General features: G+C 68.8%; 13 protein-coding genes, 1 tRNA gene and 1 other RNA gene. All 15 read right to left on the bottom strand.

Features of this window, described 5'->3' with window-relative positions:
- Window positions 1-26 precede the first annotated feature (26 nt).
- A complete protein-coding gene (locus HYZ11_07805; GenBank protein ID MBI3127491.1) occupies window positions 27-383 on the bottom strand; it encodes a cell division protein FtsL in 357 nt (118 codons plus the stop codon).
- Window positions 380-1,297 (bottom strand): 16S rRNA (cytosine(1402)-N(4))-methyltransferase RsmH, encoded by a 918-nt coding sequence (rsmH, locus tag HYZ11_07800; protein MBI3127490.1) that lies wholly within the window; start codon window positions 1,295-1,297, stop codon window positions 380-382. Before rsmH ends, HYZ11_07805 begins: the two co-directional genes overlap by 4 nt.
- Window positions 1,298-1,409: 112 nt before the next feature.
- Window positions 1,410-1,856, bottom strand: coding sequence for a division/cell wall cluster transcriptional repressor MraZ (mraZ, locus tag HYZ11_07795; GenBank protein ID MBI3127489.1), 447 nt, complete (start codon window positions 1,854-1,856; stop codon window positions 1,410-1,412).
- 766 nt (window positions 1,857-2,622) lie between these two features.
- Entirely contained in the window at window positions 2,623-3,435 is an 813-nt protein-coding gene (panB, locus tag HYZ11_07790; protein ID MBI3127488.1) for a 3-methyl-2-oxobutanoate hydroxymethyltransferase, read from the bottom strand.
- A 149-nt stretch (window positions 3,436-3,584) separates the two neighbouring features.
- Window positions 3,585-5,111, bottom strand: coding sequence for an aldehyde dehydrogenase family protein (locus tag HYZ11_07785; GenBank protein ID MBI3127487.1), 1,527 nt, complete (start codon window positions 5,109-5,111; stop codon window positions 3,585-3,587).
- Between the two features lie 193 nt (window positions 5,112-5,304).
- Window positions 5,305-6,165 carry a sulfite exporter TauE/SafE family protein gene (locus tag HYZ11_07780; protein ID MBI3127486.1) on the bottom strand — a complete coding sequence of 287 codons (861 nt, stop codon included), beginning with the start codon at window positions 6,163-6,165 and terminating at the stop codon, window positions 5,305-5,307.
- Between the two features lie 9 nt (window positions 6,166-6,174).
- Window positions 6,175-6,969 carry a dihydropteroate synthase gene (folP, locus tag HYZ11_07775; GenBank protein ID MBI3127485.1) on the bottom strand — a complete coding sequence of 265 codons (795 nt, stop codon included), beginning with the start codon at window positions 6,967-6,969 and terminating at the stop codon, window positions 6,175-6,177.
- 92 nt (window positions 6,970-7,061) lie between these two features.
- Window positions 7,062-8,444 carry a bifunctional folylpolyglutamate synthase/dihydrofolate synthase gene (locus tag HYZ11_07770; GenBank protein ID MBI3127484.1) on the bottom strand — a complete coding sequence of 461 codons (1,383 nt, stop codon included), beginning with the start codon at window positions 8,442-8,444 and terminating at the stop codon, window positions 7,062-7,064.
- A gap of 58 nt (window positions 8,445-8,502) precedes the next feature.
- Window positions 8,503-10,047, bottom strand: coding sequence for a bifunctional phosphoribosylaminoimidazolecarboxamide formyltransferase/IMP cyclohydrolase (purH, locus tag HYZ11_07765; protein MBI3127483.1), 1,545 nt, complete (start codon window positions 10,045-10,047; stop codon window positions 8,503-8,505).
- A 2-nt stretch (window positions 10,048-10,049) separates the two neighbouring features.
- Complete coding sequence (locus tag HYZ11_07760) at window positions 10,050-11,300, bottom strand: threonine ammonia-lyase (GenBank protein MBI3127482.1); 1,251 nt, start codon at window positions 11,298-11,300, stop codon at window positions 10,050-10,052.
- A 32-nt stretch (window positions 11,301-11,332) separates the two neighbouring features.
- Window positions 11,333-12,121, bottom strand: a complete 789-nt coding sequence (locus HYZ11_07755) for an enoyl-CoA hydratase/isomerase family protein (protein ID MBI3127481.1) — start codon at window positions 12,119-12,121, stop codon at window positions 11,333-11,335.
- Window positions 12,122-12,152: 31 nt separating this feature from the next.
- Window positions 12,153-12,525, bottom strand: an RNA gene (rnpB, locus tag HYZ11_07750) — RNase P RNA component class A.
- 28 nt (window positions 12,526-12,553) lie between these two features.
- Window positions 12,554-13,117 (bottom strand): ribonuclease HI family protein, encoded by a 564-nt coding sequence (locus HYZ11_07745; GenBank protein MBI3127480.1) that lies wholly within the window; start codon window positions 13,115-13,117, stop codon window positions 12,554-12,556.
- A 630-nt stretch (window positions 13,118-13,747) separates the two neighbouring features.
- A tRNA-Ile gene (locus HYZ11_07740) sits at window positions 13,748-13,822 on the bottom strand.
- Window positions 13,823-13,968: 146 nt separating this feature from the next.
- A complete protein-coding gene (rpoD, locus tag HYZ11_07735; GenBank protein MBI3127479.1) occupies window positions 13,969-15,768 on the bottom strand; it encodes an RNA polymerase sigma factor RpoD in 1,800 nt (599 codons plus the stop codon).
- Window positions 15,769-15,797: the final 29 nt, after the last annotated feature.

Raw genomic sequence — 15,797 nt, 5'->3', positions numbered from 1 at the left:
TGGGCGGGAGGAACGATCCACATCCATTACCGCCAGTTCCCCGGCGGGACCTTCACGTAGACGATCTGCTCCGGCACCGGGAAGACCATGCTCAGCTTGGCGCGGGCGATCGACTCGATGCGGTCGAGCTGCCGCAGCGACGCCTCCTCCACCCGGAGCACCCGGCCCTCCTGGATCAGCCGGTCCCGCTCGGCCTCGAGCCGCGTCAGCTCATAGCCCAGCTTGACCATCTCCAGGTGCGGCCAGACCAGGGCGAGCGCGCTCAGGGCCAGCATGCCCAGCCACAGCGCCGCCGGGACGAGGGGGAACTCCTTATCCGCGGCCCGGGAAAGGCCTCCGCGGCGCTCCCGCCGCAGGCGGCCGGCCGCCGCGGCGGGGCTCATCCTTCGCCCTCGAGCTTCTCGGCCGCCCGCAGGCGCGCGCTGCGGCTGCGGGGGTTGGCCGCCACCTCGGCCTCGCCCGGCCGGACGACCTTCTTGGCCAGGAGCCGCAGGCGGGCCCCCTCGCCTTTCCCCGAGAGGTCCCGCATGACGTTCTTGACGATGCGGTCCTCGAGGGAGTGGAAGGCGATGACCGCCAGCCGCCCGCCCGGCCGGAGGAGATCCACGGCGTCGCGCAGGGCCGCCTCCAGATCGTCGAGCTCGCGGTTGACCGCGATCCGCAGGGCCTGGAAGGTCCGGGTGGCCGGATGGATGCGCGCCCTCCCGCGGCCGCCGCCCCGGCGGGCGGCGGCCGAGACGATCGCCGCGAGCTCCTCGCAGCTCTCGACCGCCTTCCTCGCGCGGGCGCGCCCGATGGCCCGCGCGATGGCGCGGGAGTGGCGCTCTTCACCGTACTGATAGATGAGATCGGCCAGCTCGCCCTCCGGGAGGCCGTTCACCAGGTCGGCGGCCGTGAGCCCGGAGCGGCGGTCCATGCGCATATCGAGCGGATCTGGCGAGTCGAAGCGGAACCCCCGGCCCGGGGTGTCGAGCTGCATGGAGGAGATGCCGAGGTCGAACAGGACACCGTCCACCGCCTCGTAGCCTTCCTCCGCCGCGACCCGCTTGAGCTCGCGGAAGTGCGCGTGGTGGAGGTGGGCGGCGGGACCGAAGCGCGCGAGGCGGCGGCGGGCGAGATGGACCGCGTCTCCGTCCCGGTCAAGGCCGATCAGCACACCCGATGGCTGAATCGCATCCAGCAACGCAAGGCTGTGTCCCCCTCCGCCCAAGGTAGAATCTAAGAACACAGCCCCCGGTGCCGGCGCCAGGAAGTGAAGCACCTCCTGAACCATGACCGGAACGTGAGACGCGATCATGTCTCGGTCCGGTCCCGCCAGGCGCCGGCCGGCGAAGGCCGCCGCCTGGTGTATGAGCGCGCGTGGAATGGTCGCTGTAAGCAACGGTGATCCCCCCCCCGGGGAAGCAGCGTTAGAACTCCAGTTCGATTAAGCCCTGTTCCGCCGCCTCCTGGGCTTGGCCGGGCTGCCCCTCCCCCTGCTGTTCCCATCGCTCCCGGCTCCAAATCTCAAACTTGTTCTCCAGGCCGACGATGACGGCCTCCTTCTGGATTCCCGCCGCCTCCCGGATGCGCCCCGGCAAGAGGATGCGCCCCTGCTTGTCGAGCTCGCACTGCATCGCCCGCCCGTACATTCGCCGGAGGTAGCGGCGGACCTCCTCGCGGTAAGTGGGCAGGTCCCGAAATTTTTCGCTGAATCTTCGCCTCCACTCCTCAAGGGGATAGGCGAAGATGCAGTTGTCCATGTCGAGCAGCACCAGCTGGTCGCCGTATGTGGAGCTCAGATACTCCCTGAAGCGGGCGGGAATGCTGACGCGCCCCTTCGCGTCCACGGATACGGCGTGGGAGCTGATGAGCATGGGCGGCTCCCCCACATTATTCCACTTTCCCCCACTAATGCCTTCGTATATACCCCCCGGCCAAGAAGAGTGTCAACGGAATTCTTAAGGAATTAACTGCAATTCAGGTATTTCCCGATGAAAATGAGAGTTATGGCTCATTTATGCATAGGGGAAATAAAGGGCGAATCATCTGACTGAATTTCATCTAAGAAACTGATTCTAAATGAATTACGAAAACAACGCGGCGCGGTGGGAGAAACGGGCAGGTTATCTCGATCGGGGGCCTTGATCGCTCCCGGCCTGGCTCTTAAATTGAATAATGAGGGGGGATGAGGCCAGAGAGAGCGGAATTCGTGGAACAAAGAACTTCAGCCCTTGGCCTTATCCTTTCTTCCCTTCATCCAAGAGGTGGAAAAGAGCCTTCGGTAAGAGGGAAGGCAAGACTTTTCCACCTCTTGGTCTTTAAAAGAGCGGCGAGAAGCGCTGCCGGCCACGCTTCCCCATAAAGGAGCAAGCCGTTGGGCCGGAGGAGGCTGTGGTGAAGCAGGATAGCTCCTCGGGAGCGGAAAACACCGGCCTCCCGGGGAGCGACGACCGTAGGCCGGTTCCATAGTTGACGGTTGCCGCGGGTGTCCAGGCGCCCGGTGCAAAGGCGGGAGGCTAACCTTCCGCAGACCAGTCAGATGGTCAATTCGAAAGAGGAAGGATGGAAGCGGGGAAAAACCCCGCTTCTTTTTTTGTGAAAGGAAGCGGTTTTTCGATTTCAGGGCCGCGTGTGAGGGGCTTAGAAGGAATGCTCCGGCCCCGGAAAGACGCCCTCTCGCACCTCCCGGCAGAACCGCTCGAAGGCGGAGCGGGTGGCGTCCCCCAGATTGGCATACACCTTCACGAACTTGGGCTGGAAGTCGGGGTACAAGCCGAGCATGTCGTGAAGGACGAGGACCTGGCCGTCACAGGCGGGACCCGCGCCGATGCCGATGGTGGGGATATCGATCTCGCGGGTGATGCGTCCGGCCAGCGCAGCGGGGATGCCCTCGAGGACCACCGAGAATGCCCCCGCCTCCTGGACCGCCACCGCGTCGCGCAGCACCCGGTCCGCGTCCTCGCTCTTCTTGCCCTGGATCTTGAAGCCGCCGAAGGCGTGGAAGCTTTGGGGCGTGAGCCCCACGTGGCCCATCACCGGGATCTGGCAGTCCACCACCGCCCGGATGTCCTCGCGCACCCGCACCCCGCCCTCGAGCTTGACCGCCTCCGCGCCGCCCTCCTGGATCAGCCGCCCGGCGTTCCGGACGGTTTCCCGGACATCGACCCCGTACGTGAGGAAGGGCAGGTCCGCCACCAGGAGAGACAGCGGCTTGGCGCGGGCCACCGCCTTCGTGTGGTGGAGGATGTCGTCGAGGGTGACCTTCGTGGTGTCCGGGTAGCCGAGCACCACCATGCCGAGGCTGTCCCCGACGAGAAGGATGTCCACCCCCGCCTCGTCGGCGATCTTGGCTGTGGGATAGTCGTAGGCCGTCACCGAGGTCAGGCGCTCGCCGCCCTTGCTCGCGCGGACGGTGACGGAAGTGATTTTCTTGCGGTGGGTGCAGGTGACCATGGTCGCTCCCTCGGGGGTGAACGCCGCTGCTCGAAAAGCCCGCCAGCCGGCCCGAAACCAGGCTCCCGGCCGGAACGGTCCGGTGCCCTGGGGCTGAACGGGGGAAGACTAGGGGCGGGAGCGTCCGCTGTCAACAGGCCCCCTCGGCGCTAGCTGCCGAAGCTGACCCCGGCGGCCGGCAGCGCCTGGCCGCTGTAATTGACCACGATGCTCTGCCGGCGCATGTAGTGCTTCCAGCTGTCGCCGCCCTTTTCGGAGAGGACGCCGGAATCCTTGGTGCCGCCGAAGGCCAGCGCCACCTCGAGGTTGCCGGTGATGTCGTTGACCGCGACCAAGCCCGCGTCCGATCCGCGCTCCGAGACGAACCGCTGCATCTCCCCCACGTCGTTGGTGTAGATACCCGAAGCCAGCCCCTGTGGGACGGCATTGTGTTTCTCGATGGCCTCGTCGAACGTGCTGTACGGCTGGACATAGAGCAGCGGGCCGAATGTCTCCTCCTGAGGCTGGGGCGCGTCCCTCTCCAGCAGGCTCATGCAGGGCGGGACGTAGGTGCCGTCGTCGGGAAGCGCGGTGCCCGGGGTGAACATCTCGATCCCTTCGGCCTTGAGCTCGCGGACCTTCCCCTCGAATCCCTCGGCCGCCTTTCGGTCCACCAACGGGGAGAGGGTATGGTTCTCTCCGAACACGTCGCCCACCGGAAGGCTCTTGTAGGCCGTCTTCAGCCGCCCGACCACGCCGTCCCAGCGGGACTCATGGACCAGCAGCCGCCGCAGCGCGGTGCAGCGCTGCCCGCCGTTCATGGTGGCGGCGAAGAAGGCGTGCCGGAGGGAGAGCTCCATCTCGGCGCTAGGCGTGAAGAGGGCGGCGGCGTTCCCGCCCAGCTCCAGGATGGCGGTGCCCAGCCGCTCGGCCACCGCCTTGCCCACGGCGCGTCCCATGCCGATGCTGCCCGTGGCGGACACGACGGGCAGCCGCTTGTCGCCCACCAGCGGGACGGCCACGTCCTCGTTCGTCCCCATGATGAAGCTGAAAACCCCCTCGGGCACCTCCGGATGGCCGGCGAGCGTCTCGGCCACGATGCGCAGGACGGCAACGGTCATGAGGGGGGTCTGCGGGGCGGGCTTCCAGACGGTGCTGTCCCCGCACAGGACGGCGAGGCAGGCGTTCCAGGCCCACAGCGAGGCGGGGAAGTTGAACGCCGTGATGATCAGCACCGGCCCGGCCGGATGCCATTTCTCCATGAGCTGGACGTCCGGCCGGATGCTCGGAGCCTCCATGCCGCCGATCTTGCGGGCAAGCCCCGCCGCGTAGGTCGCCGTGATGGCGCAGTCCTCGATTTCGATGCGGGCCTCGCGCACCGGCTTGCCCATCTCATAGGTCATCAGATGGGCGAGGGGCTCTTTCTTCTCCCGGAAGGCCCCGGCGAGATCGAGCAGAACCTGGGCGCGGACCGGAGCCGGCACGCCGCGCCAGATATGAAATGCCTGCCGCGCCGCCTGGAGCACCTCCTCGGCCTGCTCGCGGGAGGCGTGATGGAAGCTTGCCAGCGGCCGCTCATCCAGCGGGCTGATGGAGGCCGTTTCGTCTCCCTTGCCCGCGAAAAATCCCCGGCCCGTGCCCAGGGCGGGGACTCCCGTGTCCAATTTGAAGATGCGCATGACATCGGCGAGTTTCATTTCGGTTTCCTCCTGCCTTTCCGGCAAGGCCGTAAACCGCCTGCGCGGCTGCTGTATTTCGCCAGGATTAGGGTGCGAGAAAGGCGACAAAACGGGGGAATTTTTCGGGCAGGCGAAAAGACTCGAAACAAGACCTCTTAAATAAAAATAGGAGCCGGTGGAAGCCGTGTCAATCGCGGTGCCGCGCGCGAGCTCAAGGCCGGAGGGATCTCCAGAGCAGGAGACCTCCAACAATGACGAACACCCCGGCCAGGAAAGTCTTCATTTTATTCCCATCCACCCGATTGTTGATGAAGGGAGACACCTGGCCCCCGCAGGCCACGGCGGGGATGGTCATGAAGAGGATATTCCAGTGGACATTCATCTCGCTGGAAGAGAAAACATATGCGTGGACGAGCGTCGCGGGCAGCACGGTCGCGAACACGATCAAGATCCCGGTTCCGATGGCGACCCGGACGGGAAGGCGGTGGCGGATGACGAGGCTCGTGGTCGCCAACTCCCCGATCCCGATCCCCGTGAGGCCCACGAAAATCCCCCCCACCACGGACCACGCGGCGCCGAAAAGGCCATGCTCGTAGGAATACCAATAACGCCGGCCGAAAACGTCCACGCGGGTGGGAGGGCCATGCCCTTCCTCCACCCTCGCCGCGGGGGTCTCTCCAACGGAGAAAGACCGGGACATCATCGCCGAGAGCGCCAGCATGAGCATCCCGAGCCCGCCCATGATCAGCCCCCCGGGGACGGAGTGGGCCAAAAAGCCGAATCCGATCCCGACCGGGACCGAAACGCTCAGGACCTTCGCCGCGATGGAGGCGTCCACCAGGCCGCGCCTCAGATAGCCCATGAGCGCGCTCCCGAAGCCGAAAATCTCCGTCGCGAGCGCGAGGAAGACCGCCTCGATGGGAATGATCTCGATGCCGGCCAGACGAGGGAACACGAGGATGAAGATCGGGGCGAAGAACACGGCGCCTTCCACGCTCGAGCTTGTAGCCATCAGGCACACGCAAAAGGCGATCGGCAGCATCCACCAGAACTCGAAAACATACGCCAGCAAGGTGCTCTCCTATGGCGAGCGATCCGCCACACTTCCCCGCGCGAGGGCGGCGGCCATCTGGAGGGCCTCCCGGGCGGCTCCCACGTCATGGGTGCGGATGACGTCCGCCCCCGCCATGGCGGCGAAGGCCTCGGCCACCTTGGAGCCGATGACGCGCTCCTCCGGCCGCTGCACACCCGTGATCGCTCCCACGAAGGCCTTTCGCGACACCCCGATCACCAGGGGCCGCTCCAAGGCCATGAACGCCGGAAGCCGGCGAAGAATTCCCAGATTGTGATCCCAGGTCTTCCCGAAGCCGATGCCGGGGTCCACCCACACCGAGCGGACGCCCGCCGCCTCGGCCCCGCGGGCCCGCTCCTCCAGGAAGGAGCACACCTCGCGCACCACGTCCTCATAAACCGGATTCTCCTGCATCGTCCGCGGCTCGCCCCGCATGTGCATGGCGATGGCGGCCGCCCCCGTCCGGGCGGCGGCCTCCCGCATGCCCGGGTCGGACAACCCCCCCACGTCGTTGACGATGTGGACCCCCGCGTCGAGGGCGGTGCGGGCCACGCCGGGCTTGCGGGTGTCGATGGAGAGGAAGGGTCCCTTCGAGGGGTCCAGCCGCTCCAGGACGGGCATGACGCGCCGGAGCTCCCCGGCCTCGTCCACGGGCGCGGACCCGGGGCGGGTGCTCTCCCCCCCGATGTCGATGATGTCCGCGCCCTCTTCCGCCATCCGGGCCACGGCCTCGAGGGCGCGGTGAAGGTCCACGAACTTGCCCCCGTCGGAGAAGCTGTCCGGGGTGACGTTCAGGACGCCCATGATCCGGGCGCGGGTGAAGTCCAGGACGCGTCCCCGGCAGCCGGCGGGGGCCGGGGGGGTGCGCCGGCCCGGAAGGAACGTCAGCGCCTCCCTCACGTTCCGAACTCCGGCGGGAAGGCGCGGCCCGTCTCCAGGATGCGGCTCTCCGGCACCCAGCGGCGGCGGAGCTCGCCGGCGAGGTAGAGCGATCCCGCCACCACCACCACATCCTCCTCCCGGGCCTCGGCGAGGGCGGCCTCGAAGGCGCTCCAGGGGTCCATCTGCACCTCCACCTCCCGGGCGCCCGCCCGCACCAGAGCCTGGCGGAACCTCTCGGGCAGCAGGCCCGGGCGCGGCACGCCGCCCGGCGGCAGGGTAACGAGGAAGCGGTGGCCCGCCGGGGCCAGCACCCGCGCCATGCCCCGGTAGTCCTTGTCCCCCACCGCACCGAGGACGAAGAGCCTGCGCCGCGCGGGCCAGCGGTCCATCGCCTCGGCCAGCGCGCGGGCCTTGTCCCGGTTGTGGGCGCCGTCCAGGATGACGGCGGGGTGGCCCGGCATGGCCTCGAGGCGGCAGGGGAGCCGCGCCGCCGACACCCCCGCCCGCACCGCCGCCTCCCCCAGCCCGAGCAGCCGGCACGCCCCCGCCGCGACGGCGGCGTTGGCCGCCTGGTGCGCACCCCACATCCGGGTGCGCATCCCCTCCCACCGCTCCCCTCCGGTGAAGGCGAGCTCGAAGCGGCACCCCTCCGCGTCCCAGGAGAGGCCCCGCACCTCGGGGGGGACAAACATGGCCGCCCCGCGCTCCCGGGCAGCGCGGGCCAGTTCCCGCCGCGCGCTCACGTGCCGCGCCCCCGATATCACCCGCCCGCCCGGGGTGATGATGCCCGCCTTGTCCCGCGCGATCCGGGCGACCGTCTCCCCGAGCAGATCGGTGTGGTCCAGGCCGATGGGGGTCACCACGTCGAGGACGGCGGGCGTGACGGCGTTCGTCGCGTCATAGGTTCCCCCCAGCCCCGCCTCGAGGAGGATCATCTCGCACCCCGCCTCCTCCGCGGCGAGAAGAAAAACCCCCAGCGTCGCCTCGAAGTAGGAGGGCGGGCCCAGCTCGGCGTCCTTGGCCATCTCGCCGGCGGCCTCGGCCAAGCGGAAGCCGCACCGCCGGGCCTGCGAGGGATCCATGAACCGGCCGTTGATCCAGAACCGCTCGGCGAGGGAGGTCAGGTGGGGGGAAAAAAAGGCCGCCGTCCGGACGCCCGCGGCGAAAAAGGCCTCCGCCATCATAAGGACGGTCGAGCCCTTCCCACTCGTCCCCACGACGTGGACGACGGAGCGTCCCGGAGCGGGCATCCCCAGCCGCTCCAGCAGCGCCTCGGCCCGCCGCAGGCCCGGCCCCTCGACGCGGACGCCCCGAGGGTCGGTGCGGGGGCGCCAGGACTTCTTGGGGAGGGCCGCCAGCGCGTTGAGGAAGACTTCCAGCCGGCGGAAGGATTCCACCGGGGAAACTTCCTCTCCGAACAGGAGGGAGGCGGCCGGGAGATGGCTCATGGGGCGGCTAGTGGCGGAAATGGCGGCGCCCCGTGAACACCATGGCGATCCCGTGCTCGGCGGCGGCCTGGATCACCTCGTCGTCACGGACGGAGCCGCCGGGCTCGGCGATGGCGGTCACGCCGTACTTGGCGGCCGCGTCCACCCCGTCCCGGAAGGGGAAGAAGGCGTCGGACGCCAGGGAGGTCCCCTTCACCGGGAGCTGGGCGCGCTCGGCGGCCAGTCGCACCGAGTCGGCCCGGTTCATCTGCCCCGCGCCCACCCCCACCGTGCCCTGGGCGTCGCAGAGGACGATGGCGTTGCTCTTCACGTGCCGGGCCACCCGCCAGGCGAGGCGCAGGGCCATCTCCTCCTCCTTCGAGGGCGCCCGGGGAGTGACCACTTTCCAGGCGAAGTCCTCCGGGCCGATCCGGTCCCGCTCCTGGAGCAGGACGCCGCCCGGCACCGAGCGGAGGTCCAGCCCGCCCGGCGGGGCCGCGCCCAGCCCCGGGAGGCGCAGGATGCGGAGGTTCTTCTTCTTGCGGAAGACCTCGAGCGCGTCCGGCGCGTAGCCGGGCGCCACCACCGCCTCCACGAAGAGCTCCCGCATGGCCTCGGCGGCCCCGCGATCGACCTCCCGGTTGAAGCCGATGATGCTGCCGAAGGCGGAGATGGGGTCACAGGCCAGGGCGCGCTTATAGGCCTCGGCCTGCGTGCCTCCCAGCCCGACCCCCGAGGGGTTCGTGTGCTTGATGATGACGCAGGCCAGCTCCTCCATGTCCGCCACGAGCTCGGCCGCGGCGGCCAGGTCGAGGTAGTTGTTGAAGGAGAGCTCCTTGCCGCCCAAGACCTCGGCGTCCGCCAGGGAGAAACCCGCCGCCCCGCCCGCGCGGTAGAAGGCACCCTTCTGGTGGGGGTTCTCGCCGTAGCGGAGGCTGCGGACGCGGTCGAGCTCCAGCACCACCTTCTCGGGCAGCTCCCCTCCCTCCGGGGCCTCCTGGGCGGCGAAGTAGGCCGAGATGGCGGCGTCGTAGGCCGCCGTGTGCTGGAAGGCCTTGCGCATCAGGCGCCGGAGGAGCGGGGCCGGGAAGTCCCCCCCGGCGTGGAGGCAGGCGATGATCTCGGGATAGTCGTCCGGGTCCACCACGACCGCCACGCGCCCGTGGTTCTTCGCGGCGGCGCGCACCATGCTGGGCCCGCCGATGTCGATCTGCTCGACCGCCTCGCCGTACGCGACCCCGGGCCGGCGCACCGTCTCCCGGAAGGGATAGAGGTTCACCGCCACCAGGCCGATCGGCTCGATGCCGTTCGCCCGCATCTCCTCCGCCTGGTCCGCCCGGCCCAGGATGCCGCCCAGCAGCTTCGGGTGGAGCGTCTTGACCCGCCCGCCCAGGATCTCGGGCTGGCCGGTGAAGCGGCTGACCTCGGTGACCTCCACCCCGGCTTCCCGGAGGGCCTTGGCGGTCCCGCCGGTCGAGAGGATCTCCCACCCCGCCTCCCGCAGGGCGCGGCCGAGCTCGGCGGCCCCCCGCTTGTCGCTGACGCTGATGACGGCGCGGCGCGGCGAATCCATGCTCAATTCCCCTCCCGGCGCACTTCGTAGCCCTCGGCCAGAAGGCGCTGAACCAAGGCCTCCAGGTGCTCCCGTCCCCGCACCTCCAGGTAGAGCGTGGAGATGGTGTGGTTGATGGGCACCTGGGTGGACAAGCGGTCGTGCTCGATGTGGATGATGTTCACCCGGCACTCGGCCACGGTCTTCGAGAGCTTGGCGAGGGCGCCGGGCACGTCCTGGAGGGGGACCTGCACCCGGGCGTAGCGGTTCGCCAGGGCCAGGCCCTTCCCGATGATGCGGGAGAGGAGATTGACGTCGAGGTTGCCTCCGCTGATCAGGGCCACCGCCTTGCCGCTCACGCGGGCCCGCCGCTCGTTCAGGGCGGCCAGCGGCGCCGCCCCGGCGCCCTCGGCGAGCATCCGCTCGCGCTCGAGCAGCCCCAGGATGGCGTGGGCCGTCTGGTCGTCGGAGACGGTGACGACCTGATCCACCAGCCGCTGGATGAGCGGGAAGCAGAAATCCCCCACCCGCTTTACGGCGATGCCGTCCGAGATGGTGGAGACGGAGGGCGACTCCACGATGCGGCCGGCGTCGAGGGAGCGGGGAAGCGAAGGGACGCCCTGCGCCACCACGCCGATGACGCGCACGTCCGGCCGCCGGGCCTTGATGACGGAGGCCACCCCCGAGATGAGCCCGCCGCCCCCCACCGAGAGGAGGACCGTCCCCACGTCCGGCACCTCGTCCAGGATCTCGATCCCGAGGGTGCCCTGGCCGGCGATGACGTCCGGGTGATCGAAGGGCGGGATCATCACCAGGCCGCGCGAGGCCTCGTGCTCCCGGGCGCGGGCGTAGGCCTCGTCGAAGGTGGCGCCGTGGAGCTCCACCTCGGCGCCGAGCGCCTTCACGGCGTCGAGCTTGGTGTTGGGGGTGTACTCGGGCATCACCACCAGGGCGCGCATCCCCATCTCCTTGGCGGCGAAGGCCACGCCCTGGGCGTGGTTGCCCGCCGAGGCGGTGACGACGCCCCACTGGCGCTGGGAGGGGCTCAGGCGGCTGGCCGCGTAGAAGGCGCCCCGCACCTTGAAGGAGCCCGTGCGCTGGAAGTTCTCGGGTTTGAGATAGATCTCAATGCCCAACTGCTCGGAGAAATATTCGGTCAGCCGGCAGGGCGTAGGCCGGAGGTAACGGGAGATGACCTCGGCGGCCCGGGCGGCCTCCTCGGCCACCCGGCCCGCGTCCAGCGTCTTCACCTCGTCCGTCGAGGGGGAATCCATGAAAAAACCTTTCCGAGTCGCTGGGGCGCCTCTTAGACGCCGCGAAAGACGGGGGCGCGCTTGTTCAGGAAGGCATCCACGCCTTCCGAGAAGTCCCGGCTATTGAAGCCCTCGAGCCGGAGGTCGCGGGCCCGGCCGGCCTCCTCGGGCGGGAGGGACGCCTTCTGGATCAGGTTCACCATCTGCTTGGCGTTCCGCACCGAGATGGGGGCGTTGGTGGCGATGGTCCGGGCGGTCTCGTAGGTTTGCTTCCCGAGCTCCGCCTTGGGGAACACCCGGGTCAGGAACCCGATGCGCAGCGCCTCCTCGGCCGCGTAGCGCCGGGCGGTCATGAGCATCTCCTTGGCGTTGGCCGGCCCGATGAGATCCATGATGAGCCGCGTGAGGGGCTCGGGGTAGACGATGCCCAGCCGGGCCGCCGGGACGGCGACGACGGCGTCCTCCGCCGCGTAGCGCAGGTCGCACACCGCGAGGAGCCCCACCGCCCCGCCCATCGCGAAGCCGTGCACCATGGCAATGATGGGAAGCCGGATGGCCGCGATGCGCGCGAGCACCCCGTCGAGGAGGCCGCTGTGGGCGCGGGCGGCCTCGGGGGTGGTGGTCTCCCGGAACTCGGAGATGTCCTGGCCGGAGGCGAATGCCTTCTCGCCCGCGCCCCGGAGGACGATGACGCGGGTCTCCCCGTCCTTCTCGAGCTCCTCGAAGATGCCCGGGATGCGCCCCCACATGGCGCGCATGATGGCGTTGTGCTGCCCGGGGCGGTTGATGACAACCGTGGCGACGCCGCCCTGCTTCTCCACCAACAGGGTATCTTCGGCCATCTCGGATCCTTCGAAAATATTAAAAAAACCGAACCGGAGCGGGCCTGTAAGCCGGGTTCTGTCGCCCGCCCCGAAAGGCGGGCCCGCGGCCATCCATCTGGGACGGAAGTTGCCCTCCGCCTCGTGCGGCCAACCCGGAGACTCGGGCGGGCCGCCCTCGAGCGTCTCCTTATTCGGCCTTGCTCCGGGTGGGGTTTGCCGAGCCGGCCCGGTCGCCCGGGCCGCTGGTGCGCTCTTACCGCACCGTTTCACCCTTGCCCCGCGCCTCGCGGCGCGGGGCGGTCTGCTCTCTGTGGCACTTTCCCTGGGGTCGCCCCCGGTGGACGTTATCCACCACCCTGCCCTGCGGAGCCCGGACTTTCCTCCCGCGGCGCGAAGCCGCGAGCGGCCGCGCGGCCCGCTCCGGTCCGAATGATTCTCTCCTCCCTCGGCCTAGCCGCCCGAAGCCGTGTCGATGGCCCGGTTGGCGGCGGCGTCGGCGGCGGCGTTCTCCCCCCGCCGCACGTGCCGCACCTCCACCCGCTCGAAACGGCGGGCGGCCTCCTTGGCCTTCGCGTAAAGCTCCTTCAGCTCCGGGTGCTTGACCCGGTACTGGCCGCTCCACTGCCGCGCCAGGAGCTCGGAATCGGTCACCACCTCGACCTCGGCCGCCCCCAGCGCCATCGCCCGGTCCAGCCCCAGCAGGAGGCCCTGGTACTCGGCGACGTTGTTCGTGGCCACGCCGAGGTAGCGGATCGCCTCTCCCACGCAGGCGCCCGACTCGTCGTACAGGAGAGCGGCGGCGCCAGCCGGCCCGGGATTTCCCCGGGCGGCCCCGTCGGTGTGCACCCGGAGACGCCGGCCCGGGCTCACTCTGCCTCTTCGGAGTGGGAGGCCGCGGCGACCGCATCCTTCTCTTTGTAGAAGATGATGCGGCCGCAGTTCGAGCACGTGAAGATGGTATCGGCGGAGTCGCGGATCTCGAAGAAGCGCTGGAGCGTCTCCGACATCTGGCATCCCTGGCACATCTGGTCGATGATGGGGCACACGGCCAGGCCGCCCCGGCCCTTGTAGAACCTCTCGTAGCGCTCCTGCCAGGGGCGGCTGACGCCGGAGAGAACGGTCCGCCGCTCCACCATGAGGGTGTCGAGGCTCTTCTCCAGGCGCTCCAGCTCGGCCTGGTGCCGGCCGATCGCGCCCTTGACCGCTCCCTTCGCGCTCTCGAGCTGGGCCTTCGCTTCGGCCAGCCGCCTCTCGGCCGCGGGGAGGCTCTCCATGACCTCGAGCGCCGAGTCCTCCAGGGAGGCGACGCGGCCCTCGAGCTGGGCGATTTCGTTGTTGAGGGCGCGGAACTCGTCGTTGGTCTTCACGAAGGCCTGCTTGCCCCGGGTCTCGCGCAGCTTCTGCTCGGCGGCCTTGATTTCGCTCTCGGTGTCGCGCTGCCGCTTCTTGACACCGTCGACCGCCTTCTGGGACTCGCCGAGCGCCTCCTCGAAGGACTTGAGTTGCCGGTTCTCGGACTCGATGCGCGCGGGTATGGCCCCCAGCTCCCGCTTCACCTTGGCGATGCGGTCGTCGACGGCCTGAAGCTCGATCAGCGCCCGAAGCTCGGGGTGCACCTGAAGGGACTCCTCGCCCTCTCGAGACTGGTGGGCCCACCTGGATTCGAACCAAGGACCAGCCGGTTATGAGCCGGCCGCTCTACCGCTGAGCTATGGGCCCAGATGGACAGTCGCCGCTGGGGGACCGGCGCCGGAAGGGCACCTCCCCCGCGGCCGGCGGACCAACCCGTTTGGATCGTTGTTATGGCCCTCCCCGCCCGCGGTTGTCAAACCCGCGGGCGGAGAGGGCCACAGGGAATAGCGCCTCTATTCCTCGATGAAGCTGCGCAGCTTCTTGCTCCGGCTGGGGTGGCGGAGCTTGCGGAGCGCCTTGGCCTCGATCTGCCGGATGCGCTCGCGCGTGACGTCGAAGTCCTGCCCGACCTCCTCGAGGGTGTGCTCGTTCTCCGCCCCGATGCCGAAGCGCTTGCGCAGGACCTTCTCCTCCCGGGGGCTGAGGGTCTGGAGCACCCGGTGGGTGGCCTCCTTGAGGCTGAGGCGGATGACGGAGTCCTGCGGGGACTCGGCCTTCTTGTCTTCGATGAAGTCGCCGAGGTGGCTGTCCTCCTCCTCCCCAATGGGGGTTTCGAGGCTGATGGGCTCCTTGGCGATCTTGAGGACCTTGCGGACCTTGTCCACCGGCATATCCATCCGCACCGCGATCTCCTCCGGGAAGGGCTCGCGCCCCAGCTCCTGGATGAGCTGCCGGGAGGTGCGGACGAGCTTGTTGATCGTCTCGATCATGTGCACGGGGATGCGGATGGTCCGCGCCTGATCGGCGATCGCCCGGGTGATGGCCTGCCGGATCCACCACGTGGCGTAGGTGCTGAACTTGTAGCCGCGCCGGTACTCGAACTTGTCCACCGCCTTCATGAGGCCGATGTTCCCCTCCTGGATCAGGTCCAGGAACTGCAGGCCCCGGTTCGTGTACTTCTTGGCGATGCTCACCACGAGGCGGAGGTTCGCCTCGGCCAGCTCCTTCTTGGCCTGGCGATCCTTGCGCCGCCCCTGGCGGATCATCTGGAGGGAACGCTCGAGCTCCTCGCGCGAGGCGCCCGCCTCCTTCTCCGTCTGCTTGATGCGGCGGCGCACGTTCTTGATGCGCAGGTCATACTCGGCCAGGATGTTCAGCGGGATGCGCTTCTCGCCGACGGGCACCGCGCCCCCCTTGCCCTTGGCCATGTCGCGCACGGCGGCCCGAAGCTGCGCCTCGTCCATGCCCACCTGATCGAGGTAGCCCTTCACCTCGTCCTCGTACTTGTGGATGGACTGGACCAGGGCCTGGACCCGGTCGGCGATGCGGTCCACCTGCTCGGGCCGGAGGTTCATGTCGCGGATGAGGGCGGCCACCTTCTCCAGGTGCTTGAGGACGGCCGGCCCCTTGGCCCCGCCGCCGTTTTTCTTGCCGTCGGGCGCGCGGAGCTTGTCGAGCAGGCGGATCTGGACCTTGACCCGGTTCACCAAGGCCAGGATGCGCTTCTTGTCCTCCTCGTAGGAGGGCTTCTCCTTGTTGGCGTCGTCCTCGTCCGCGGTGGTGTCCGTGGTCACGACCACCATGTCCACCACCGAGAGCTCGCCCTTGCGGAGCCTCTCGCCCAGCTCCAGCACGGCGTTGATGGCGACGGGCGTGCTGACCGTGGCCAGGCTCACCTCGAGCTGGCCCTCCTCGATCCGCTTCGCGATCTCGATCTCCCCCTCCCGGCTGAGCAGGGGGATCTGCCCCATCTCGCGGAGGTACATCCGCATGGGGTCGTCGGTCTTGCCGTAGGCGGCGTCGTCGAAGGTGGTCAGGGCCTCCGCGGCCTCGGGCTCCTCGCGCTCCTCCGTCTCCGCGAATTCCTTCTTCCGGGCCACGCGCTTCTCGGCCGCGTCGGAATCGAGGATCTCGATGTCCATCTCGTTGAAGAGGACCATGATGTCATCGATCGCCTCGGGTGACGTGACCTCGGGCGGCAGGACGTCGTTCACCTCGTCGTAGGTGAGGAAGCCCTTCTCCTTGCCCAGATCGATCAGTCCCTTGACGTCGGTGATCTTGGTCTCATTTTCGTTCGTCGCAATTTCTTCCACTCTCTGCTCCTTTTCCCTGAATCCGGGCC

This window comes from Candidatus Tectomicrobia bacterium (assembly GCA_016192135.1).
GTDB lineage: Bacteria > UBA8248 > UBA8248 > UBA8248 > UBA8248 > 2-12-FULL-69-37.
This window is presented reverse-complemented; position numbering and strand designations above follow the sequence as displayed.